Source organism: Mycolicibacterium helvum, assembly GCF_010731895.1.
Lineage (GTDB): Bacteria > Actinomycetota > Actinomycetes > Mycobacteriales > Mycobacteriaceae > Mycobacterium > Mycobacterium helvum.
Map to the genome: position 1 here is coordinate 1,683,050 of NZ_AP022596.1, position 22,475 is coordinate 1,705,524.

Below are 22,475 nucleotides of genomic sequence, written 5' to 3' on the forward strand. Positions count from 1 at the left end.
CCGGGCAACAGGGAATGAGGTCCGCGAAAGGTGACCGTCGAGCTGGCGCACCCGTCGACCGAGCCGTTGGGGCAACGGACGCCGACCCTGCCCGCTCACCCCCGGTGGTGGTTCCTGCGTACCACCCCCGGGCGGATCCTGACCCTTGGCCTGATCCTGGCCACTCTGGGGATCCTCAGTGCGTTTGCCACCTCCACAACGATCACCAATCGGCAGACCCAGCTGACCACCGTCCTCAACCACACCGAGCCGCTGTCCTTCGCGGCCGGGCAGCTCTACACCACGCTGTCGGTGGCCGACGCCGCCGCAGCGACCGCGTTCATCGCCGGCTCGGAGCCGCGCGCCGTGCGACAGCGCTACGAGCAGGCGATCACCGATGCGGCGGTCGCGGTCACCCGGGCGGCCAGTGGGCTCACCGACGAGCCCATGATTCAGCTGCTGGGTCGGATCAATGCGCAGCTGGCCGTCTACACCGGTCTGATCGAGACGGCGCGGACCAACAACCGGATGGGCAACCCGGTCGGTTCGTCGTACCTGTCGGAGGCCTCGGCGCTGATGCAGCAGCAGATCCTGCCCGACGCGCAGCGGCTCTACGAGGAGACCTCGACGCGGGTCGACACCGAGACCACGGCCTCCACCCGGATCCCGGCGCCGGTGCTCATCGTGGTGGCCGCGACCCTGTTGTTCGGGGTGTTCGGGCACCGGTGGCTGGCCGATCGAACCAGACGCCGGGTCAACGTCGGCCTGATCGCCGGCGGCCTGGCTATCGTGGTGATGATCATCTGGGTGGGTTCGGCGCTGATCATCTCCACTGCAGGTAGCCGGGCTGCCAAGAACACCGCGGCCGAGTCGCTCAAAACGGTGACTAACCTGGCGATCACCGCCCAACAGGCACGCGCCGACGAGACGCTGTCGCTGATCCGGCGGGGCGACGAAGACGTCCGTAAGCGGTCCTACTACCAACGCGTTGAAGCCATGCACACTCAGCTCGCCGACTACCTGGCCCGAAACGACGCCATCGCCAAGGACGACCTCGCCAACGCCGACCAACTGCTGACGACGTGGCGGCAAGCCGACGAGCGGATCAACGCCTACATCTCGGTGGGCAACTACCAGGCGGCCACCCAGGTGGCCCTCGGCACCGGCGAGGACGACTCGACGCCGGCGTTCGACAAGCTCGACGCGGCGCTGTCCATCGGTATCCGGGAGAGCCGCAACCAGCTGCGCAACGACATCCTGTCTGCCCGCCGCGTGCTGTCGGGCACGACCGTCGGCGGCGTGGTGCTTTCGGTCGGCGCGGCGTTGGCGGTGGCGCTGGGTTTGTGGCCCAGGCTGAGCGAGTACAGATGACGAGAACTCGCCGGCTCCTCTGCATCGTGATCGCCGCGGCGATCACACTGTCCGGCTGCGGCAAAACGGAGTACATCGGCGCGCCGCCGGTACCGACACTGGCGCCGCCCACCCCGGCCGGCATGCAGGAACTCGCGCCCGAACCACCGCAACCGCCGGATCCGACCGAGAACGACTGCGACCGCACCGCGAGTCTCAGGCCCTTCCCCACCAAAGAAGAGGCTGATGCGGCGGTGGCAGGCATTCGAGCCCGTGGCCGGCTGATCGTCGGGCTCGACGTCGGGAGCAACCTGTTCTCGTTCCGGGATCCCATCACCGGAGAGATCACCGGTTTCGACGTCGACATCGCCGGCGAGGTGGCGCGTGACATCTTCGGTACCCCATCTGCCGTGGAGTACCGCATCCTGTCGTCAGCCGATCGGATCACCGCCCTGCAGAACAACACCGTCGACATCGTGGTCAAGACCATGACGGTCACCTGCGAACGCCGCAAGCTGGTCAACTTCTCCACCACGTATTTCACTGCCTATCAACGCATTCTGGCCCCGCGGGAGTCGGCCATCTCGCAGGCCTCCGACCTGTCCGGGCGCCGGGTGTGTGTCGCCAGCGGCACCACGTCACTGGACCGGGTGCGCCAGATCGCCCCACCGCCGATCATCGTGACGGTGGTGAGCTGGGCGGACTGCCTGGTCGCGTTGCAGCAACGCGAGGTCGACGCGATCAGTACCGACGATTCGATCCTGGCGGGTCTGGTGGCTCAGGATCCCTACTTGCACATCATCGGACCGAACATGGCCCAGGAGCCGTACGGGATCGGCATCAACCTGACCAATACCGGCCTGGTGCGGTTCGTCAACGGCACGCTGGAACGCATTCGTCGCGATGGCACGTGGAATACGTTGTACCGCAAGTGGTTGACGGTGCTGGGGCCGGCACCGGCTCCGCCGACGCCGAGGTATGTCGACTGATGGACGTCCCGGATCAGCCAGACGTCGACGTCGGAACCCAGCCGGCGACGCTCGACGACCTCGTCGTCGATTCGATGTCGACGATGCGGCCGATGGCCACCCAGGCGATCTTCCGGCCGAATTTCGACGACGACGAGGACACGGCCGGCGGCCTGCGTACCGAGCCTGAGGCCATGCACCAAGCGACGGTGGCCCGCAAGCTCTCCCCAACCCGTCGACTGGGCGGCGGACTGGTAGAGATTCCGCGCTTTCCGGAGATAGACCCGCTGACCGCGTTGATGGTCAATCCCGTTGTCGCCGAGTCGAAACGGTTCTGCTGGAACTGTGGACGCCCGGTGGGCCGCTCAACCAAGGACGGCGAGGCCGCATCGGAGGGCTGGTGCCCGCATTGCGGCAGCGCGTATTCGTTTGTCCCGCAACTGGTTCCTGGCGACATGGTCGCCGACCAGTACGAGATCAAGGGCTGTGTCGCGCACGGCGGTCTGGGCTGGGTGTACCTGGCCGTCGACCACAATGTCAACGAACGTCCGGTGGTGCTCAAGGGCCTGGTGCATTCCGGGGACGCGGAGGCGCAGGCCATAGCGATGGCCGAGCGGCAGTTCCTCGCCGAGGTGGTTCATCCGTCGATCGTGAAGATCTTCAACTTCGTCGAGCATCCCGACTCCCACGGTGAGCCGGTCGGCTACATCGTGATGGAGTACGTCGGCGGCAAGTCGCTCAAGGCACCGAAAGGCGAGAAGCTTCCGGTGTCGGAGGCGATTGCCTATGTGCTGGAGATCCTTCCCGCGCTGGGCTATCTGCATTCGATCGGCTTGTGCTACAACGACCTCAAGCCCGAGAACGTGATGGTGACCGAGGAACAGCTGAAGCTGATCGACCTCGGTGCGGTGTCGCGGATCAATTCGTTCGGCTATCTCTATGGCACGCCGGGCTATCAGGCACCGGAGATTGTGCGCACCGGCCCGACCGTCGCCAGTGACATCTACACGGTGGGGCGCACCCTGGCCGCGTTGACGGTGGAGCTGCGAACCCGTAAGGGCCGCTATGTCGATGGCCTGCCCGACGACGATCCGGTGCTCAAGAAGTACGACTCGTTCGCGCGGCTGCTGCGCCGGGCCATCGACCCCGACCCACGCCGCCGGTTCGCCAGCGCCGAGGAGATGTCCTCGCAGCTGCTGGGTGTGCTGCGCGAGGTGGTCGCTGAGGATACCGGTGTGCCCCGCCCCGGTTTGTCGAACGTGTTCACCCGTACTCGCGCAGCGTTCGGAGTGGAACTGTTGGTGGCGCACACCGACGTGTACCTGGACGGGCTGGCCCACGCCGAGAAGCTCACCGCTACCGAAATCGTTACTGCGCTGCCGGTTCCACTGGTGGATCCCACCGATATCGCGGCGACGGTCCTCTCGGCGACAGTGCTGTCGCAACCCGTGCAGACGCTGGACTCGCTGCGCGCGGCCCGGCACGGCGGCCTGGACTCCGAGGGCGTCGATCTAACGGAATCCGTCGAGCTGCCGCTGATGGAGGTGCGCGCACTGCTCGACCTCGGCGACGTCGCCAAGGCCAATCGCAAGCTCGACGAGCTGTCCGAGCGGGTGGGCTGGCGCTGGCGACTGATCTGGTTCAAGGCGGTCTCCGAGGTGCTGACCGGCGACTACGATTCGGCCACAAAACATTTCACCGAGGTGCTGGACATCTTCCCGGGCGAGCTGGCGCCCAAACTGGCGTTGGCGGCCACCGCCGAGCTGGCCGCAACGTCCGACGAACTGCCGTTCTATCGAACGGTGTGGCACACCGACAACAACTCGATTTCAGCCGCGTTCGGCCTGGCCCGTGCACAGTCGGTGGAGGGCAACCGCGAAGCCGCGGTCAATACGCTCGACGAAGTTCCGGCCGCGTCACGGCATTTCACCACCGCGCGGTTGACCAGCGCGGTGACGCTATTGTCCGGGCGGTCGGCGCACGAGCTGACCGAGGAGCAGATCCGCGACGCCGCGCACCGGGTGGAGGCGCTGCCCGATTCCGAGCCGCGGGTGCTGCAGATCCGCGCACTCGTGCTGGGCACGGCGATGGACTGGATGTGCGAGAACACCGCGAGCACCAATCACATTCTCGGCTTCCCGTTCACCGAACACGGCCTGCGCCTGGGCGTCGAGGCATCGCTGCGCAGCCTGGCCCGAGTGGCCACCAGCCAGGCACACCGATATGCGTTGGTCGATATGGCCAACAATGTTCGGCCCACCAGCACGTTCTAGCGCGACGCCGATGCAGAGCGAGGAACGAGCGATGAGGAGGAGTCGGGGCTAGGGGCGGAATCGGTCGCGCAGCTGGGGATCGTTCTCCCACCAGAGCGTCGGCACCGGGCCTTCCTCCCCCATGTCGTCTTCCAATTCGGCGTCCACCTGCGCGGCTCGCCGGCGCTCGTGGGAGCCGAGCTGGCGCATCAGGACCAAGACGAACGGGATGCTCAGCGCGTCGCCGGCGATCCACAAGATGCCCGCTCCGATGGATTGGTCGATTCGTGGGCTTGGTCCCCAATTGCGCTGCAGCGATGCGTAATAGTCGACGGCGATGAGCGGGCCCAGCCACAGCACTACGCCCAGCACCCCGTCCGCCAACGACTCCACGACGCTGATCCCGATCGATACCAGCGGCGAGAACCGTCGCGGCACCGGGTCCGTCTGCAGCCGGGCATAGAAGTACCCGAAGCCGACGACAACAAGCAGCAGCCGGGTCGCCGCCGCGGCCGGCCCATTCATCGAGGTGACGTACCAGGGCGTCAGGTACAGCAGCCACGGCGTGACCAGCATCGCGGCTGATGTCGCGAGCGGTGAGCAGACCACGCGAAGGACTCTCGAGCTCAGCGCAGACTCCACCGAGCGCTTGATCGGCGGTGCGGCCGCGCACAGCACCGCCAGCGGGCGACCCAGCGCCAGCAGGAAGGGCACGACGAGCAACAACAGCAGTACCTGCAGCGCGCGCACCCAGAACAGCACAGGTGCATATACACCCACGGCGCTGAACGTGGCCAGCGCCCACACCGCGATGCCCGACATGTAGCAGCCGGCCTGCCCACGCCCGACAGCGGCAGTGCCCTTGATGCGTTGATAGCAGACGAGATAGATCGCACTCGCGAGTGCGATCACGACCAGCGCGCTGCCGTCCAGCGTCCACGACCCGAGGACCACGGCTGCCGACCGTACGCCGATCAGCTGGGAAGTTCCCGTGTGGTTGCTGAGCCGATCAGTGAGCCAGTTTGCCTGCGAGTTGGTCGAACGTGGCGATCCAACCGGTGTGAAAAGACTCGAATTCGGCTGGCGGCAGCAGGGAATGCTCGATCGACATCAGTGTTTCCTCGCTGCCGACCGGTTCGAACGTCACATTGACGACGCTGGCTTGAGTCGGGTCTTCCCAGTCGGAGTTGCTCCACGTGAACCGCAGCAGACGCGGGCGTTCGATGGCCAGAAACTGCCCGCTGATGAGCACCCGGGCACCTGAATTCTCGACGTCGAAGCGCACCGTGCCGCCGACCCGAGTCTCGACAGCGACCTCGACGACACGTACTGGGTGCGGACACATCCACTCCCGCAACGCCTCTGGGTCGAGCCACTCGTCGAACACCACCTCCGGCGTTGCGGGCATGACGCGCTGGACGACGACGGTCACGGTATCGCTCATCGAGCCCGCCCTTTCTTGCGACTTAGACGCGCCGCAAGGGCATCGGCGCGCACCGACCAGAAGCGCGTCTGCTCGTCGATCCAATGTTGGGCGGCCGTAAGGCCCTCCGGCCGAAGGGATACCCAGTGTTCGCGCCCACGGACGTCACGCGCAATGAGTCCGGCCGATTCCAGCACGCCGATATGGCGTGACACGCCGGCAAAGGTCATCGGCAGCGGGGCGGCCAGATCGGTGATCCGGGCGTCGCCGTCGCGCAGCACCTCGATCAGGTGGCGCCGGGTCGGGTCCGCCAGTGCGGCATACGCACGATCCAAAACCTGATCTTCAACCATCTTGTTGACTATAGACCGCCCGGCGTGATTCGCTGAAGTCGGATATTCAACCTATTTGTTTAATATTGAAGGGGAGCACCGTGGCCGGAGCGTCGATGGACAAGCCTCACATTGTGTCGGCATCGCAGTGGGACGCCGCACGCCAGCAGTTGCTCGTCAAAGAGAAGGAGTTGACCCGAGCCCGCGACGCACTGGCCGCGCTGCGGCGGCGAATGCCCTGGACGCCGGTCGACAAGGCCTATGAGTTCGCCGGCCCGGACGGCACGGTGAGTCTGCTCGACCTGTTCGGCGGCCGTCGCCAGTTGATCGTGTACCGCGCTTTCCTGGACCCCGGGGTACACGGCTGGCCCGACCATGGTTGCGTCGGTTGTTCGTTGATGGCCGATCACATCGGCAACCTCGCGCATCTGAACGCCCGCGACACCACGCTGGTCTACGCCTCGCGGGGAGCACAGGCCGACATCCAGCGAATCAAGGCCAGGATGGGCTGGGACATCCCGTGGTACACGATGATGCCCCGTCCGGAGAGTTCCTTCGACGTCGACTTCGGCGTCGACCAATGGCACGGCACCAACGCCTTCATCCGCGACGGCGACCAGATCTACCGCACCTATTTCATCGACAGCCGCGGTGACGAGATGTTCGTCAACACCTGGCATTTCCTCGACATGACCGCATTGGGACGCCAGGAGATCTGGGAGGACTCACCACCCGGCTACCCCCAAAGCAAGCCTTACGAATGGTGGAGCTGGCACGACAACTACCCCGAGTACACACCGTCGCGCTGGTTCGGCGATCCCGACCCCGGCGCCGCCCACGATCCGCGGCCGCCGGCTTAGACCGAAGACCTGGCGCCCGACCAACGCCGACCCGATCCACGGTCTAACCAGGTCATCAAGGGTGAGACGTTCGATTACAGCCGTCGAGTAAATTGGCCGTCATGAGACGAGCGAAGGCGGCCTTGTCGGTAGTCCTGCTCGCAGTGCTCGCCGGGGCTGGCTGCAGCAGTCCCCCTGCAGCACCACCGCCGCCGCCCGCGCCGATCATCGCCTCACACAACTTCGGCGATGTGCTCTCCGCGGAGAACCTGTCGGCTTTCGATCCGTTGCTTGCGCCGATTGCGACAGCCCAGCGCTTCATCTACGCCTCACGATCGGGCATCAATGACAGCACCGCCCACGTGGGTGGTCTGCTGTTTGTGCCGAAAGGTCAAGTCCCCGAGGGCGGCTGGCCGCTGGTCGCGTTCGGCCACACGGTGACCGGCACCCTGCCCGGATGTGGCCCCTCGTTGTCACCGTCGCAGGTGAACTCGGCACCGGCAGTTCAGCAGCTGCTGCAGGCCGGTTACGGCGTGGTCATGTCCGACTACCAGGGGCTGGCGACCATCGACAAGGCCCGCGACGGAGACCAAGGCACATTCCACCCCTTCCTGGATTCCACGACGGCCGGTTACAACCTGATCGATTCGGTGCGCGCGGCACGCACCCTGACCGCGGCATCCGACCGTTGGCTCGCCTTCGGAATTGGCCAAGGCGGGCAGGCGGCATGGGCGGCCAACGAACTCAACGAGAATCAGGGCCAAGGAATGACGTTGCTCGGCACTGTCGCTGTTTCTCCTGTCGCCGATATCAACGGCCTTGCCGACGGCGCCGAAGCAGGCACTCTGCACCCTGTGCAAAGACTCGATCTGCTGGCCTACCTCGCCTCGTTGAAAAGCACATACGGCACCGATTTCAATCTCGATGACTTCCGTAGCGCAGCGGCTCAGCAGAAATGGGATGCCCTGTTGGCGTGCCAGGGTACGACGCCCGAGCAACGCGCCGCGCTGGCGAATCAGATCGGGCCCGACGATCTGCGTCCGCACAGCCCAGCGGCCACGGCAATACTTCGCGGTTATCTCCAAAAGACCAGCCTCCCACAGGGACCCACCGATGCTCCGATGCTGGTGATGTACAGCGGAAACGATCCGCTCATTCCACCGGCCTGGACCGAGAAGGCACTGGACCGCGCGTGCAAGATGGGTGACGTCATCCAGATCCGCCGATTGGCCGACGACGCCCCCGATCAACTCGATATGACCGAAGCCCTGGATTGGATGAGCCAACGCGTCAATGGCGCGCCCGCCCCCAATGATTGCGCGGTTCACACACCATGAGCCTGACACACGGCTGGGTGCCGGTCACACTGCAGATTCTCACCGCGGTGGTGTTGGTGATCGCGATCGGCTGGCGCAGCCGCCGATGGCGTCTCGTGGCGGTGCCCATCGCTGCGATCGTCGGTATAGCCCTTGCCGCGTTTGTCTATTGGTATATCGACGACCAGGGGCTGTCACAGGACCCGGCGCCAGCGATCCTCTGGCTGTGGATCGCGCTGACCGGCCTGGCCGCGGTCGTCGCGATTATGGGGTGGCGCGGCATCCGGTGGTGGCAGCGGGGCGCATCACTGCTCGCCGTACCGCTGAGCCTGCTCTGTGTGGCCTTGGCGGTGAACATGTGGGTGGCCTATGTGCCGACGGTGGAGGCTGCATGGGACCGGGTTCGCGGCGTGGAACCGGCACGCTGGGTGGACCAATCAACGCTGGCTGACATGCAGCGCCGCGGCGAGAGGCCGACCGAGGGAGTCGTCGTTCGAGTGATCACGCCCGACGCGGCATCGGGGTTTCCACACCGGCCTGAACTGGTGTATCTGCCGCCAGCCTGGTTCACGACGAATCCACCGCCGCAGCTGCCAACGGTGATGATGTTCAACGGGGAGTTCGGCTACCCCTTCGACTGGCTGTTGTCGGCCAACGCGCTCGGCATTCTCGACAAATTCACCGCGTCGCATCACGGTAATGCTCCGGTGATGGTGTTCCCGGACACCAGCGGTCAGTTCAGCAATGACACCGAATGCGTCAACGGACCCAGGGGTAACGCCGCCGACCACCTCATCAAAGATGTTGTACCGTTCGTGATTGCGAATTTCGGAGTGCGCTCCGATCCAGCCAGCTGGGGTGTTGGCGGCTGGTCCGCGGGGGGCACCTGTGCGGTCATGCTTGCTGTGCGCCACCCCGAGTTATTCAGCACGATCGTCTCCATCGACGGTCAGCTTGGCCCAAATGCCGGCTCCCACCAGCAGACCGTCGCCCGCCTATTCGGAGGTGACGAAGACGCCTGGGCGGCTTTTGACCCGAAATCCATTGTCACCCAGCATGGTCGCTACAACGGTTTGGCCGCGTGGTTTGGAATCTCGTCGGAGACACCGACGGTGTACCGCGATGGCAACGAGAATCTCGACCCGGCAGTCCTGGCGGATTGGGATACAAACTCCGAGGATCACGCAGTCATCGCCAACTCGTTGTGTTCGTTGATGGGCAGCTACGGCATTGAGTGCGCTGTCGTGGGCACCCCCTCGTCACACGACTTCGTCGGTGCGGCCAAGGTTTTCGCTGCGGCCCTGCCCTGGCTGGCCGGCAGGATCGGCACGCCGGGTGTCCCATCGATTCCGCTGCCGGGCGCACCCAACCGCTAGCCGGTCGGTGCCGATGAGCGCACGGACCTGATCACTTCACCACCACGTAATCCTGTCGCGAACCGACTAGAGGACTGCCAGACAGGCACGCGCGATCGCCAGTTCCTCGTTCGTCGGAATCACCAGCACGGTTGTCGGTGACTTGTCGGCCGAGATCAGGCGTGCACCCCTAGCGGGACTCTCGTTGAGGTGCTCGTCGAGTTCGATACCCAGCGGCGCGAGGCCCGTCAGCGCGTCGCGGCGCACCTGCGCGTCGTTCTCGCCCACTCCGGCGGTGAACGTCACCACGTCGGTGTGGCCGAGGACAGCCAGATAAGCGCCGATGTACTTGCGCAACCGATGGATGTACACGTCGTAGGCCAATTGCGCTGCTTCGTCGCCGGATTCGATCCGCTGGTGCACGACCCGGAAATCGATCTCACCGCCGAGTCCGTACATTCCGGCGTGCCGGTTGAGCATGGTCTCGATCTCCTCGACACCCATGCCGGCGGTGCGCCACAGGTATACGAGCACGCCAGGGTCGATATCGCCGGAGCGGGTTCCCATCACCAGCCCCTCCATCGGGGTGAGGCCCATCGAGGTATCGACCGGGCGCCCGCCCGCGATCGCCGATACTGACGCGCCGTTGCCCAGGTGCAGCACAATCTGATTGAGTGATTCGAGCGGAGCACCGAGGAACGCTGCGGCCTGCTGGCTGACGTACTGATGCGATGTGCCGTGAAAGCCGTAGCGGCGAATCTTCCAGCGGCTGGCCAACTCCCGGTCCATCGCATATGTCGCGGCGGCGGCAGGCAGATCATGAAAGAAGGCGGTGTCGAACACCGCGATGTGCGGCAGGTCGGGCAGTACCCTGCGGGCGACTTCGATCCCCAGCACCGCGGGCGGGTTGTGCAGCGGCGCAAGCGGTGAGAGCTCCTCCAGCTTGGCGATCACCGCATCGTCGACGACGGTGGGGCGGTACAGGTCCTGGCCACCGTGCACCACTCGGTGACCGACAGCGACCAGCCCCAAGTCGTCCAGGTTCTGACCGGCCTCAGCGAACAGATCGAACGCGGTTCGCAGCGCAGTCTCGTGGTCGGCGATCCGTCCGTCGCGGCGAATCTCATTGTTGCCGAGCGTCAGCGTGGCGGACGAGGATTCCTCGCCGATCCGCTCGACGATCCCGTGTGCCAGCGACGTGCCAGTTTCGGGTTGCACGAGTTGGTATTTCAATGACGACGAACCGGAATTGAGCACCAGAACGGTATCCGACATCACATCCCCTGGGCCTGGATCGCGGTGATCGCGACTGTGTTGACGATGTCTTCGACGAGCGCACCACGCGAAAGGTCGTTGACTGGCTTGTTGAGTCCCTGCAGCACGGGGCCGATCGCGATGGCGCCGGCGCTGCGTTGCACAGCCTTGTAGGTGTTGTTGCCGGTGTTGAGGTCAGGGAAGATCAGGACGGTTGCCCGGCCGGCCACCGCAGAACCTGGCATCTTGGCCGCGGCAACCCCTGAGTCGACAGCGGCGTCGTACTGGATCGGCCCCTCCACCAACAACTCCGGCGCCCGGAGCCGTACCAGTTCGGTTGCGGTCCTGACCTTCTCGACGCCACTTCCGCTACCCGAGTCACCCGTGGAATAGGACAGCATCGCAACCCGGGGATCGATGCCGAACTGGGCGGCGGTGCGCGCCGAGCTGATCGCGATGTCAGCCAGTTCTTCAGCGGTCGGGTCGGGCACGATCGCGCAGTCACCGTAGGCCAAGACCCGGTCAGCCAGGCACATCAGAAAGATGCTCGACACCGTGGACACATCGGGCTGGGTCTTGATGATCTCGAAGGCCGGCCGCACGGTGTGTGCCGTCGTGTGTACGGCACCGGACACCATGCCATCGACAATGCCGTTGTGCACCAACATCGTTCCAAAATACGACACGTCGTGCATGGTCTCGCGGGCCTGTTCCAACGTCACGCCCTTCTTCTTACGAAGCTCAGCGTACTGGGCGGCGAAGTCGTCGCATAGCTCGCTGGTACGCGGGTTGAGCACGGTGGCTTCGCTCAAGTCCACACCCAGTTCGGCTGCACGGGAACGGACTTGAGCCTCGTCACCTAGAATCGTCAGCTCCGCGACACCACGCAGCAGCAGCCGTCCGGCGGCGCGCAGAATGCGGTCGTCCTCTCCCTCGGGCAGCACGATCCGCTTGCGGTCGGCCCTCGCCCGTTCCATCAACTGGTAGGTGAACATCTGCGGCGTGGTCACTGTGGGGATCGGCAAGCTCAGCCGGTTCTGCAACTCGTCGATGTCCACATAGCGCTCCATCAGCGCGATCGCGGTGTCAATCTTGCGCTGGGAAGTCGCGGTGACCCGCCCCCGAGTGCCTGCCACCGCACTGGCCGTCTCGAACGTGCCGAGGTCGGTGGCGATGATCGGCAACCGAAGGCCCAGACCGGTCACCAATTCGGCGATCGAGCGATGCAGCGGCAGCCCACCGTTCAGGATGACCGCCGATAGCGACGGGAAGCCCTCGGCGGCATGCGCGCTGGTGACCGCCAGCACGACGTCGGAACGATCACCCGGCGTGATGACGGCGACGCCCTCAGTGAGTCGCTCCAGACAATGCTCGGCGGTCATACCAGCCACCAGCACCCCCAGCACTTCACGGCCGAGCAGCGAAGGGTCGCCATGTACCAGGACGCCGTCTACAGCCTGACTCAGGTCCGCGACGGTCGGGGCGACCAGCAGCGGCTCCTCGGGGATGATGTAGACGCGCGGTCCGAGGTTCGCGCAGGCCTCGGCGACCGCTTCCAGCTGCGTCGGATCGGCGCGGTTGGCGACCACGGCCGCCGCGTGTGCGTGCTGGGCGGCCAGCTCGGCCAGGCACAGCTCGATGACCTGAGCGACTTCGGCAGGAGTGCGGTCACGGGCACGCACTGACAGCAGCACCGGTGCGCCGAGGTTGGCCGCGATACGGGCATTCACGCTGAGCTCGGTGGGTGTAGCAACGTCGGTGTAGTCCGATCCGACGATCACCACCGCATCGCAGCGCGCGGCCACCTCGTGATAGCGGTCGACGATGTCAGCGATCGCGCCGTCGGGGTCAGCGTGCAACTGCTGATACGTCACCCCGACGCATTCCTCGTATGTCAGGCCCGCGTTGCTATGCGCCAGCAACAACTCCAGGATGTAGTCGCGATTCTCCCGCCGGGTGATCGGGCGGAAGACGCCGGCCCTGGGCACCATCGCGGTCAACCGGTGCAAGATGCCCAGTGCCACGGTGGACTTACCGGTGTCCCCCTCGGGCGACGCAATGTATATCGACGTGGTGCGAGCGGCGGTCACCCCACCAGCTTTCCGTAACCGAGATCGATGCGACACCTGGATACCTCCCAGCCGCACACTCACGCCCACCGTTACTCGGCGTTCGGCGAACGTACCCGGGGTATTGAGGCGGAGATGTTCACAGACATAAGGACGTCGTGAATCCTGGAAAGGCCGGCTGAGCTGGACACCCCGTCCGCTGGCGAACCTAATTCTTGACCGGCAGGCCGCTCGTCCTGTGTGCGGTGCCAGTCACTTCCAGAACGTCTTCTCCGCACACCGTCCAGCCAGGCCGCGTTGTGAAGAATGAGAAGTCCTCCTTGTGAAGGCCGATGGCTTCGGCAAAACTCCACTCCTTCTGTCCCGCAGGCACCCCCACGAGAAGCACCTTCCCTCCTCGCTCGCGGACGTCGCTGGCACGTTCGGCGATCTCGTTGAACACATCAGCCTTGCTTCTGCGACCGGCTATGACGGCGCCCTGCGTCGGACGGACTGCCCACGGACTATCTGGAACGGAGTTGAGCATCCAGTGATAGACCGAAATTGTGTTGCGGTGGGCAAGGTACGGAACAGTGAGAAAATAGCTTTCCCAGCCACTTGTGATCACCAGATCGTTTGGACCGGTAGCCCGGCCGATGCTCATAGTGACTTGATTTGCGCAATCCGGCCGCATCCTGGGCGCAATAGAGAAAAGTAAAGCCAGCAAGAAAACCACCATAAAGACGGCAACGAGACGCACCCCTTGAGTCCACGGACCATGAGTCTCTTCTGCGGATTCCTCGGGTGCGGTATTCGCAAACACGGCAATACCGATCAGCAGCCACCACGGCACAAGAGCCGGTGTCCAGAAAGACGGATCGGAAGCCACCCAATAGAATGCAAATGCTGAATAGACAGCGATCCAGGCCAGGAAAACGCCCAGCGTCCGCCGATGGTGATCGAGAATGAATCGTCTGCGTCTGACTATGAGGACGATCGAGAACAAAAATGCCGCAGAGATCGCCACAGTAGACAGCACCATGAGGGCGCGTTGCCCAGTTGCGGCCGCCGAGAACCAAGACGGCCACGATTCCTGCTGCATGCCCGGATATCCGCCGAGGTTCTTGACCACGGCGATCGCGCCTTTGACCGGCGTCGACAGGGATGGCTTGCCCCACAAACCCATCTCGGACAGGGCAAAATGCCAGTCGAGGAACCCCTGCAGAGACCGGACCCTGGCAACTATTACGGCGACGAGAACGTACAGAATCAGTGACGGACCGCCAGAGAACAAAATAAACAGCAACGATTGACGAGCGCGCAAGCGCCAGGTCATTTCTGTGGCCAACAGGTAACCCGCGAGGACCGGGACAACCAGCAAGATGCCAGTCTCGTAGGTGGCCAATGAAAGAAAAACCAAGGCCCCAAGTATTAGCGGGCTCGTCAAACGGGCCGGGTCGCGGTCGGCAACAATTGCATACAGGAGAAGCAGCGAAAACAAGAGTGGAAGAGTGACGGATTCAGCGTCCGTGCTGTATACCCAAACGCCGGCCGAGACCGCAAATATCGCCGCCACCCATGCGGACTGGATCTGGGACCGGGTGATCTTTACCCCGATCAAGTACATCATTCCGGCGGAGCCTGCACCCCCCACCGCACTGAGAACCTGCAATGGGAGTAATGCGCCGCCATCCCATCCGACGATTTGCCAGGCTCGGTAGAAGCCCAACCCGATCAGCGGATACAGCATGTGATTGGGTGCCAGTATCGATTCCAGATCGCCATTCTCGATCAACAAAGCGAACTGAAGACCGTCGCCAAAGTACGTCCTAGAAAGGGTGCACACGTACAGCACGAATAGTGCTGCGGTTATGAATGCGGCGATCTTGGCGTCGCTGAATCGAGTGCCACGAGTCACGTTCAGCGCCCCCGTTCAGCTCCCATGTCGTAAATGAGCGGAAGTCCGTTCCACACCCGGTCGAGCGCCTCTTGACCGGCCTCGCTCGCGCGCCGACGCTTACCGCTTGCGTGTGATTGCGTCTCGGATTCCGAACGCCGCACGAAGAGGACCGCTCTCCAGCCTCGTCGGGAGCCCGTAGTGCAGAACGATGTTTGCCCGCCACTGACCCACGGGCCACGGAAGTGCGGTATGCATCGTTCGGTAACCGTAGAAGATCAGGGCTTCACCGGGAATCAGCGGATAGGTCGATCGCTCCGGAGCCTTCTTGAATTGTTCGGTGGCCTTGGGATAAGGGTCCTTACCGATCCGCATTCTTTCTCGAACCATCGACGTCACACTGCGGCGAATTGGCCGGTCAGGCGGCAGGGTGCCGAACTGCCCGGTGCCGGCGTCCGGAACCGTCACGGGGATCATGGCCGTCACGGTGTTGGCGTCGTAGTGCCACAGATAGGGAATGACCCCGCGGGTGCCATCGTGGATTCGAAGCGCGCGCCGATCATAGGATTCGGTACTTTCGACTCCCGAAGAAGACTGCACGGCAAGCGTTCTGAGCATCGATTCCATTTCAGGATTCTCAGCTAATTGGCGGATCGCCGGACATTCCCACTCATCGAGGTCGAACAGGTCGTGATCTCCCGACCCGTGCCGCTCGACATAGGCTTCGACCTCTTTGCGGGCCGCTTCGATCCAGTCGGGTGAGATCGCTCCGCGGAGAATCGACATTCCTCGTACGTGCAAATCCTGCTCGATCTGCGATATCTGAGCTTGACTCACCGTAAACAAGTCTTTGTCGTCGCGACAACCTGCATCCGAACCCATAGTTGCCAAAGCATAACCTCCACCGCCTGCGTACAAGCAGATTCCGAGGCGGCTTCCACCATGCACCGACACTGCTGGGCGGGCGGCAGCGCAACGTCTTTACTCCACAGGTTCGGAACTGGATCGCGGCCGCCGACGTGCCCCGATCAGCAAGATCAGACCACCCGCAACGGCGACGGCCACCAAGCCGCCTGCCAGCCACCACGCCCAAACGCCAGCCCTCCCGGTCGACGGCGCACCAGGCAGGGCCGCCACGCCGACGGAGGGATTGGACACCGTGATCGGTTCGCTGCCCGGGGTGGAGACGACCGCTTGACCGCTCAGCCCGTCCCACCGTTCCGGTTTGGCCGACAGCCAGCGCAGCAATTCGTCGAGCTGCTCGGGCGCAGCGTTGGAAGTGGCAATCAGAATCGGTCGCTGACCATCGAATACGGTCTGCAGCGAACCAAAACGCGTTGTCGGGTTCAGGGTCAGCGTGGCCGCCTTGTGCGCGGGATCGGTGCCCCAGACGGTCACGTTGTTCTGCTTGGCATCGAACGGGGCCGTGATCGTCGGCACCGGCCAACCGCCGGCCGAAATGAGGATTGCCGCTTGATGGCTGTCAATGGCTTGTTTGAGGCTGACCACGGTGGTGTTCAGTGGTACCGCGCTCATGTGTTGAAGGCCCGCGATGATCTGGGTTGCGCGCACGGTGTCGCCGAATGCGTCATCACTGAGCCCGATTTGGATGCGCGGCATCAGAGCTTGAGGAAGTGATCCAAAACCGAGCGAGACCGACGGCGTGGTGGGGCTAGTCACGATCTGGGTGCTGCCGTCGATCCTGAGGATCATCGGGACGTAGTTGCCGCAACGCCCAGCGTCGGCAGTCGTCGTGTGCACTGCCACCCGGAGGGTCGTGATCCGCGTGAGCGATCCGGCCGGAATGTCCACCCAGTGGTCGATCGTGCCGCTGGCTTCAACTGGCCACCGGCCTACGGTCTCTTCACCGACCATGGCGGTCACTTCACCACCAAAATTGTTGGGAATCGGCGTATGTGAACCAATGAGGTGCACACGAACCGAGCCCAGCGAATGACCGAATCTGGCCTGACTCATGTCGATTGCCACTTCTGGCCACAGTCCAAGCGAGCTGAGCCCCGTTTGTTTCAGTTGTGTGAGCGTGGTCGAATCGCCCAGGAAATCCTGAGGGTCCGGCAACGGTCCTGTGACAACAGTGTCGGGGCTGAGTGCATATTGCAGCAGGGCATCCCCTAGCAGCCGCACCTGATTGGCAAGCTCATCGCCACGCCCTGAGACGAGCAACGCGGGCATATTGGTGGCACTCGGCTGCAGCGAGAGACCTTTGGTCGGGCCCTCTTTGATGATTATCTGCCGTTCCAGCGGCATGGACGGACCCAGGACGGTGGACGTCGGATCACCGAGGGGAACGACGACGACGCCAGGGTTTTGCGAGCCATAGCGCCGCTGGATGGCGGCGGCCAGCTGAATCGCCGCGTTGGACTCCGACTGCGACGGCGTCGCAGGCAGTGCGATGGTCAGCTTCCGCAGGACGGGTGGAAGGAAACCAGCGACAGTCGTCGGCGCGACTTCCGCGCCGGTGAATGCGACCATGCCATCGACAAGCCGCAATGGATTCTGAATGTCCCAGCAGTACCCTTCGATCGGCTCAGCGGTCACCGTCAACGAGACAGTCACCGAATTGCCGACGACCTCGGCACCGGCGAGCGGAATCACGAACCGAGCCTGGTCGGTCAGCGGCAACCCAAACCGGCTGACGGTGCGACCGTTCTGCGTGACCGCCATGCTGGCGTAACGGAGTTCGATCGGGATCTCGATCGTCGCGTCCAGCGCGACCGGGGCCAACCCTTGCGGGACCGGAAACGTCAAGGTGCTGACGGTGGTGCCCTGGCTCGATGAGAAGAACGAACCCGTCGCCGTCGATCCCAGATCGATCAGCGAAAGCGTGGGTGAATCGACCAGCGCCCCGGCCACACCAACTGGATCAGTCCCTTCGGGGTCAGCCGACGCTGGCGGCGCCATCCCGAAAAGGATTCCCAGGACCACGACAAGTGCGCCAAACCGGGCTGCATACACGTTTCGAAACATATCAAACTTCACCCTTTTTATTGCCGAGGCACCATTGACGACTTTGATCTGGCCATTGGCGGGTGACATCACGATGCCGAAAATATTCGGATCCTAATTCTCTGCTCACAGAAGCAAACACAAGGCGGCCCCGTTACGATCGCACTAAGGTGCCGTGATGACTGGCGACCGCAGATCACCTCTCTGTATGCCCGGATCCATTATGAGGAGCAGAATGTCGTTCGTGCCTTCACCGCCAAAGATGTTAGCGTGAGCGACCCCGAACACGACGGAGGCGGCGCCGAAGTCCCAGGGGGTTCCCGCTCGTCGATGAACGCCTTGGAGAGATTGTTGTCCATCTCGCCGGGGCTTCGGCGCGCGCTAGTCTCGGAGACTGGGCCCGGCCGGCTCCTCCGGCGCGCGTGGTACGTAGGTCCCCAGCAGTGCAATCTCTGCGGGAGCTGGGTTCGCTTCAGGGAGAGCTGGATCGGCGCCCAGCTGATCGAATACGGATTCCCCTACCCCATTGACGACTTCGAAACCTTGAATCACAGCCGGTACCTTTGTCCGGTATGCCGGTCCAACGACCGGGATCGACTTTACAAGCTCTACATCGACCGCTTCCTGCCACCGAACGGTGTCCGCCGAGTGCTCGAGTTCGCGCCGTCCACAACGCTGTCGGCATACCTGCGCGGCCGTGATGACCTCCGATACCGCACAGCCGATCTCATGATGGCCGGCGTCGACGACGTCGTCGACATCACCGATATGCCGATCTACCCGGATGGTTCATTCGACTTCTTTATGTGCTCACACATCCTCGAGCATGTCTCAGATGACAGCCTGGCCTTGAAGGAGTTGTACCGAATACTGGCACCGGGTGGGAGCGGCATCATCATGACCCCGGTGATGCCCGAAGGCAGGTTCGACGAGGACCCGACGGTCACCGATGAGGCAGAACGGTGGCGCCGCTTCGCCCAGGGCGACCACGTGCGCCTTTACGACCGGTCCACACTGTGCTCGCGGATCAAGCAAAGCGGCTTGGAGCTATCCCTCCTCGACCGGAACACTTTCGGCGACAAGACTTTCAAACGACACGCCATAGCGCTCGGTTCGGTGTTGTACGTAGTGCGCAGGCCGACGACCGACGCCGCCTGAGATTTCGGCGACATTCACGCAGTCTTAAATATTGGACTGCCCGCATTGGGTCGAAATGCCGCCACCGGCGTTTATCCCATCGGAGCGAAATCGGAAATAAAATGTCCGACGGTTTCCGGAATGGATATCGGATTAAATTTCATACGTTCGTCAGCTCGTGGGCTCTGCCGCACCGAACGGTCCGAAGCCGCTCCGACCAGCGGTTGCGGCCGATATCATCGCTGCTACACGACGATCCGACGTAGCGATAGCCCCACGGTCAGTTCGAGATTCGCCTCCTGGTGGAGCGCGCGACCGCATGTTATCGTCCGACAGTGGGTTTATTGCACAACGCTCGAATGCTCGTGCGGCGCGCCGGCATCGACGTATCGCGGTACCGCTCCGAACCGGATGACAACCGCAGGCTTGTAAATCAACTCGAATCACATCGCGTTGATGTGGTTCTTGATGTCGGCGCCAATATGGGGCAATACGCCACCGACGTTCGCGGGGCAGGATTCAAAGGACGAATCGTCTCGTTCGAGCCGTTATCGGGCCCGTTTTCCGTATTACAGAAATCCGCATCGGCCGACCCACTCTGGGATTGCCAGCAATGCGCCCTAGGCGAGCGCGATGGAACGATATCGGTAAATGTCGCGGGCAATGACGGCCAAAGCAGCTCCATTCTGCCGATGCTGGAAACGCATCAGGGCGCCTTTCCTGAAGCCAATTATGTCGGCACCGAGGAGGTAGCGATATACCGCCTGGACACCGTGGCCCCAAAAATTCTGCGCCCTACCGACGTAGCTTTTCTCAAAATCGACGTTCAAGGCTATGAGAAGTTGGTACTCGCCGGCGGTCAGTCAACAGTCAGTGATCGTTGCGTCGGCATGCAACTCGAGCTGTCCCTGCTCCGCTTGTACGGCGGAGACATGCTGATACGCGAGGCACTCGATCTCGTCTACTCGTTGGGTTTCACGCTGACCGGTTTGGTGCCCTGTGTCCGGGATGATCGGACGAGCCGGCTGTTACAGGCCGACGGCGTGTTCTTCCGTGAGGATGATTGATCGGGAACGCGTGCCGCCCCGCCGCCAGGCAGGGTCACTAGACTGCGGTTATGCGTCTTCAACGCGTCACGGTGAGTGATCGATCGGCCTTCGCTTGATGCGATCCCCGGTGGTGCTGCAGTTCTCGTCGATGCCACCGTCTGCACAGTACGGAGGCGCAGAACGGGTTGTCGGATCCTTCGCCGACGAGCTTGAGCAGGCTGGGTTCACAGTGCACAGCTCTGCACTGAAGCCCCGTAACGCCGACGATGCCGGGCCCGGCCATCCGATCGACAACATTTACTGGCCATTCGACGCCGAGCGGCCCGTTGCCGCGCAGCGCGTGCTGTGGCACGCCATCGACACGTTCGTCCTGGCAAGCAAAAGCGCGGTCAGAAAGATGGTGGACGAGCTACGACCGGATGTCGTGATCACCCACAATCTTCGCGGCTGGGGCTACGCGCCCTGGGTCGTGGCCGGTGAGCGTCGAATCCCCCTGGTGCACGTGGTGCACGACTACGGATTGATCTGCAATTCTTCGACGCTCTGGCACGCCAAGGTATGCACCGACATATGCACCGCATGCCGGCCACGGCTGACGATGACGCGTCGCCGCTGGCCAGGCGGTCAGCTGGTAGGCGTGTCGCGGGCAGTAGTGGCCGAGCATGCGCGGCGTGGACTCCCGGACTTCGACGACGCAGCCGTCATACACCCGACCGCCGCGGCCGGTGATCCGCAACCGAGCCGCCAGCACCGCTCCTCAGGCGTTCCGAACACAGTGGGTTACCTGGGCCGCGTCAGCGAACCCAAGGGTGTCGAAGTCCTGCTGGCCGCGGTCGACGACGGTGAGAAGAAACTGATCGTGGCCGGTAAGGGTGACCCCGGCTACGTCGATCGCCTGATGACTCAGACTCACGACAACGTCGAGTGGCTCGGGTGGGCCGATCCCCAAGTGCTCTACGACGCGATCGACGTCCTCGTCGTCCCCTCGGTGTGGCTCGAGCCGTTCGGTCTCGTCGTCGTGGAGGCGGCACGCGCCGGTGTGCCCGTGCTGATCGCCGACCGTCCAGGGCTCGTTGAAGCTGCCCGAGCTGCCGCTGCGCGCTATGCCACGTTCGCGGCCGACGACGTCGCGGCGCTACGGCAAGCGCTCAACCTGCCACTCAGCAGCTACCGCGTCGAACCAACGACGATCGATCAATCCAATATCGTCGAGCTGATCAAAGACCTGACATCGCAGGGTTGTGCGCAATGACGCGAATCCGACTGTGGGCGTTGCCGTTTGCCGTCTTCGGTCTCGTCATCGCGCTGTATTCAGGCGGTACTGTGCCGTCGTGGGGAAAGAGTCAGCCGAGCAAGATCGGCATGATGGTGCGGCTTCTCGACGCCGACCCCGCCGCCGTCAGCCGGGTGTTCGACCTGATGGTGAAGATGCACGTGAGCTGGGTCAGGGCGGACTTCTTCTGGCCGCTGATCGAACCCGAACGCGGTGAGTTCAACTGGACCTACTCCGACGAAATCGTCAAACAAGCATCGGCGCGAGGAATGAACGTCGTCGCCATCCTCAGCCACACCCCGGAGTGGGCGCGCGGCGCCGGAACGACAAGCGACCACCCGCCGGATCTCATGTCTGACTTCGCTAACTTCGCCCGTGTCACGGCTGCGCGCTACGCGCCGATGGGCGTGCACACCTGGGAAGTCTGGAATGAGCCGAACAGTGACTTCTTCTGGGCACCCGCACCCGACGCGAATCAGTACGGAAAGCTCTTCCGGGCGACCGCCGCGGCAATACGGGGGGTTGACCCGAAGGCCACACTGCTCACGGGCGGGCTCACGACCGGCGACGACGAAGCAGACGGCTCAACAATCTCCCAGATGACATTCGTTAATCAGTTGTACGCCAACGGAACCGCTCAGCTAGCGGACGCGATCGCCGTGCATCCGTATACCTTCCCGTCGTTGCCATCGGACACCGATGCAGAGGTGACCGGAGGGATCAATGAACTACCAGCGCTGCACCGGCTGATGGAACAACACGGGGACGGCGCCAAGAAGGTGTGGATCACCGAGTTCGGTGCACCTACCGGAACGGCTACCGCCGCGGTCTCTGACAACGACCAGGCCAACACGATCTTGCACGCCCGCGATCTGGTCGATCAGTGGCCATGGGCGGGGCCGCTCATCTACTACGAGCTGCGCGACGGTGGCACCAATCCCGCGGACGAAGGAGAGAACTTCGGAATGGTGCGCAGGGATTTCAGCCTGAAGCCAGCCGGTCAGGCCCTCATTGAGCGCGGTCCGTCGTAGTCGCT

Annotated in this window: 18 protein-coding genes; 10 read left to right on the forward strand and 8 right to left on the reverse strand. The window is 63.5% G+C overall.

Annotation, left to right across the window (positions count from 1 at the left end; translation table 11 throughout):
* Positions 1 to 30: 30 nt before the first annotated feature.
* Genes glnX through G6N38_RS07895 form a run of 3 tightly spaced genes read left to right on the forward strand, consistent with a single transcriptional unit; the run spans position 31 to position 4,570 of the window.
* Positions 31 to 1,350: a protein kinase G-activating protein GlnX gene (gene glnX, locus G6N38_RS07885; protein ID WP_163747016.1), complete on the forward strand. Its 1,320-nt coding sequence runs from the start codon at positions 31 to 33 to the stop codon at positions 1,348 to 1,350.
* Positions 1,347 to 2,318 carry a glutamate ABC transporter substrate-binding protein gene (locus G6N38_RS07890; protein ID WP_163747017.1) on the forward strand — a complete coding sequence of 324 codons (972 nt, stop codon included), beginning with the start codon at positions 1,347 to 1,349 and terminating at the stop codon, positions 2,316 to 2,318. Before glnX ends, G6N38_RS07890 begins: the two co-directional genes overlap by 4 nt.
* Positions 2,318 to 4,570, forward strand: coding sequence for a serine/threonine-protein kinase PknG (locus G6N38_RS07895; RefSeq protein WP_163751868.1), 2,253 nt, complete (start codon positions 2,318 to 2,320; stop codon positions 4,568 to 4,570). The genes G6N38_RS07890 and G6N38_RS07895 overlap by 1 nt, the downstream gene beginning before the upstream one ends.
* Positions 4,571 to 4,618: 48 nt before the next feature.
* Here the strand turns inward: G6N38_RS07895 and G6N38_RS07900 are convergent, their stop codons facing one another.
* Genes G6N38_RS07900 through G6N38_RS07910 form a run of 3 tightly spaced genes read right to left on the reverse strand, consistent with a single transcriptional unit; the run spans position 4,619 to position 6,325 of the window.
* Entirely contained in the window at positions 4,619 to 5,503 is an 885-nt protein-coding gene (locus G6N38_RS07900; protein WP_246227774.1) for a cytochrome c oxidase assembly protein, read from the reverse strand.
* Positions 5,504 to 5,558: 55 nt separating this feature from the next.
* Positions 5,559 to 5,993 (reverse strand): SRPBCC family protein, encoded by a 435-nt coding sequence (locus G6N38_RS07905; protein WP_163747018.1) that lies wholly within the window; start codon positions 5,991 to 5,993, stop codon positions 5,559 to 5,561.
* A complete protein-coding gene (locus tag G6N38_RS07910; RefSeq protein ID WP_163747019.1) occupies positions 5,990 to 6,325 on the reverse strand; it encodes an ArsR/SmtB family transcription factor in 336 nt (111 codons plus the stop codon). Before G6N38_RS07910 ends, G6N38_RS07905 begins: the two co-directional genes overlap by 4 nt.
* A gap of 95 nt (positions 6,326 to 6,420) precedes the next feature.
* On the opposite strand from G6N38_RS07910, the gene G6N38_RS07915 reads away from it, so the two are divergent.
* The 3 genes from G6N38_RS07915 (at position 6,421) to G6N38_RS07925 (ending at position 9,835) form a co-directional block, all read left to right on the forward strand.
* Positions 6,421 to 7,164, forward strand: coding sequence for a DUF899 domain-containing protein (locus G6N38_RS07915; RefSeq protein WP_163751870.1), 744 nt, complete (start codon positions 6,421 to 6,423; stop codon positions 7,162 to 7,164).
* Positions 7,165 to 7,265: 101 nt separating this feature from the next.
* The gene (locus G6N38_RS07920; RefSeq protein WP_163747020.1) at positions 7,266 to 8,480 is read left to right on the forward strand and encodes a lipase family protein; all 1,215 of its coding nucleotides are present in this window, start codon (positions 7,266 to 7,268) and stop codon (positions 8,478 to 8,480) included.
* Complete coding sequence (locus G6N38_RS07925; protein WP_163747021.1) at positions 8,477 to 9,835, forward strand: alpha/beta hydrolase; 1,359 nt, start codon at positions 8,477 to 8,479, stop codon at positions 9,833 to 9,835. Before G6N38_RS07920 ends, G6N38_RS07925 begins: the two co-directional genes overlap by 4 nt.
* A 66-nt stretch (positions 9,836 to 9,901) precedes the next feature.
* On the opposite strand, the gene G6N38_RS07930 is transcribed toward G6N38_RS07925, so the two are convergent.
* The 5 genes from G6N38_RS07930 to G6N38_RS07950 all read right to left on the reverse strand — a co-directional run bounded on the left by G6N38_RS07930 (position 9,902) and on the right by G6N38_RS07950 (position 17,935).
* Complete coding sequence (locus G6N38_RS07930; protein WP_163747022.1) at positions 9,902 to 11,089, reverse strand: acetate kinase; 1,188 nt, start codon at positions 11,087 to 11,089, stop codon at positions 9,902 to 9,904.
* Positions 11,089 to 13,158, reverse strand: a complete 2,070-nt coding sequence (gene pta / locus G6N38_RS07935; RefSeq protein WP_179968495.1) for a phosphate acetyltransferase — start codon at positions 13,156 to 13,158, stop codon at positions 11,089 to 11,091. The genes G6N38_RS07930 and pta overlap by 1 nt, the downstream gene beginning before the upstream one ends.
* A 187-nt stretch (positions 13,159 to 13,345) precedes the next feature.
* On the reverse strand, positions 13,346 to 15,034 hold the full coding sequence (locus G6N38_RS07940; RefSeq protein ID WP_163747024.1) for a hypothetical protein: 1,689 nt from the start codon (positions 15,032 to 15,034) through the stop codon (positions 13,346 to 13,348).
* Positions 15,035 to 15,133: 99 nt separating this feature from the next.
* Positions 15,134 to 15,895, reverse strand: coding sequence for a hypothetical protein (locus tag G6N38_RS07945; protein ID WP_163747025.1), 762 nt, complete (start codon positions 15,893 to 15,895; stop codon positions 15,134 to 15,136).
* Positions 15,896 to 15,994: 99 nt separating this feature from the next.
* Positions 15,995 to 17,935 carry a hypothetical protein gene (locus G6N38_RS07950; RefSeq protein ID WP_163747026.1) on the reverse strand — a complete coding sequence of 647 codons (1,941 nt, stop codon included), beginning with the start codon at positions 17,933 to 17,935 and terminating at the stop codon, positions 15,995 to 15,997.
* Positions 17,936 to 18,250: 315 nt separating this feature from the next.
* On the opposite strand from G6N38_RS07950, the gene G6N38_RS30625 reads away from it, so the two are divergent.
* The 4 genes from G6N38_RS30625 to G6N38_RS07970 all read left to right on the forward strand — a co-directional run bounded on the left by G6N38_RS30625 (position 18,251) and on the right by G6N38_RS07970 (position 22,470).
* Complete coding sequence (locus tag G6N38_RS30625; protein WP_163747027.1) at positions 18,251 to 19,138, forward strand: class I SAM-dependent methyltransferase; 888 nt, start codon at positions 18,251 to 18,253, stop codon at positions 19,136 to 19,138.
* A gap of 314 nt (positions 19,139 to 19,452) precedes the next feature.
* Entirely contained in the window at positions 19,453 to 20,184 is a 732-nt protein-coding gene (locus G6N38_RS07960) for an FkbM family methyltransferase (protein ID WP_407662953.1), read from the forward strand.
* 97 nt (positions 20,185 to 20,281) lie between these two features.
* Positions 20,282 to 21,418 (forward strand): glycosyltransferase, encoded by a 1,137-nt coding sequence (locus G6N38_RS07965; protein ID WP_163747028.1) that lies wholly within the window; start codon positions 20,282 to 20,284, stop codon positions 21,416 to 21,418.
* Positions 21,415 to 22,470: a cellulase family glycosylhydrolase gene (locus G6N38_RS07970; RefSeq protein WP_163747029.1), complete on the forward strand. Its 1,056-nt coding sequence runs from the start codon at positions 21,415 to 21,417 to the stop codon at positions 22,468 to 22,470. Before G6N38_RS07965 ends, G6N38_RS07970 begins: the two co-directional genes overlap by 4 nt.
* Positions 22,471 to 22,475 lie beyond the last annotated feature (5 nt).

Excerpts from the sequence above, each read along its gene's own strand:
- G6N38_RS07890 (WP_163747017.1), top strand. The coding sequence starts at position 1,347 with ATGACGAGAACTCGCCGGCTCCTCTGCATCGTGATCGCCGCGGCGATC.
- G6N38_RS07895 (WP_163751868.1), top strand. The coding sequence starts at position 2,318 with ATGGACGTCCCGGATCAGCCAGACGTCGACGTCGGAACCCAGCCGGCG.
- G6N38_RS07950 (WP_163747026.1), bottom strand. The coding sequence starts at position 17,935 with ATGGCGCCGCCAGCGTCGGCTGACCCCGAAGGGACTGATCCAGTTGGT.
- G6N38_RS07965 (WP_163747028.1), top strand. The coding sequence starts at position 20,282 with ATGCGATCCCCGGTGGTGCTGCAGTTCTCGTCGATGCCACCGTCTGCA.
- G6N38_RS07915 (WP_163751870.1), top strand. The coding sequence starts at position 6,421 with ATGGACAAGCCTCACATTGTGTCGGCATCGCAGTGGGACGCCGCACGC.
- G6N38_RS07925 (WP_163747021.1), top strand. The coding sequence starts at position 8,477 with ATGAGCCTGACACACGGCTGGGTGCCGGTCACACTGCAGATTCTCACC.
- G6N38_RS07910 (WP_163747019.1), bottom strand. The coding sequence starts at position 6,325 with ATGGTTGAAGATCAGGTTTTGGATCGTGCGTATGCCGCACTGGCGGAC.
- G6N38_RS07930 (WP_163747022.1), bottom strand. The coding sequence starts at position 11,089 with ATGTCGGATACCGTTCTGGTGCTCAATTCCGGTTCGTCGTCATTGAAA.
- G6N38_RS07970 (WP_163747029.1), top strand. The coding sequence starts at position 21,415 with ATGACGCGAATCCGACTGTGGGCGTTGCCGTTTGCCGTCTTCGGTCTC.
- G6N38_RS07905 (WP_163747018.1), bottom strand. The coding sequence starts at position 5,993 with ATGAGCGATACCGTGACCGTCGTCGTCCAGCGCGTCATGCCCGCAACG.
- G6N38_RS07945 (WP_163747025.1), bottom strand. The coding sequence starts at position 15,895 with ATGGGTTCGGATGCAGGTTGTCGCGACGACAAAGACTTGTTTACGGTG.
- G6N38_RS07920 (WP_163747020.1), top strand. The coding sequence starts at position 7,266 with ATGAGACGAGCGAAGGCGGCCTTGTCGGTAGTCCTGCTCGCAGTGCTC.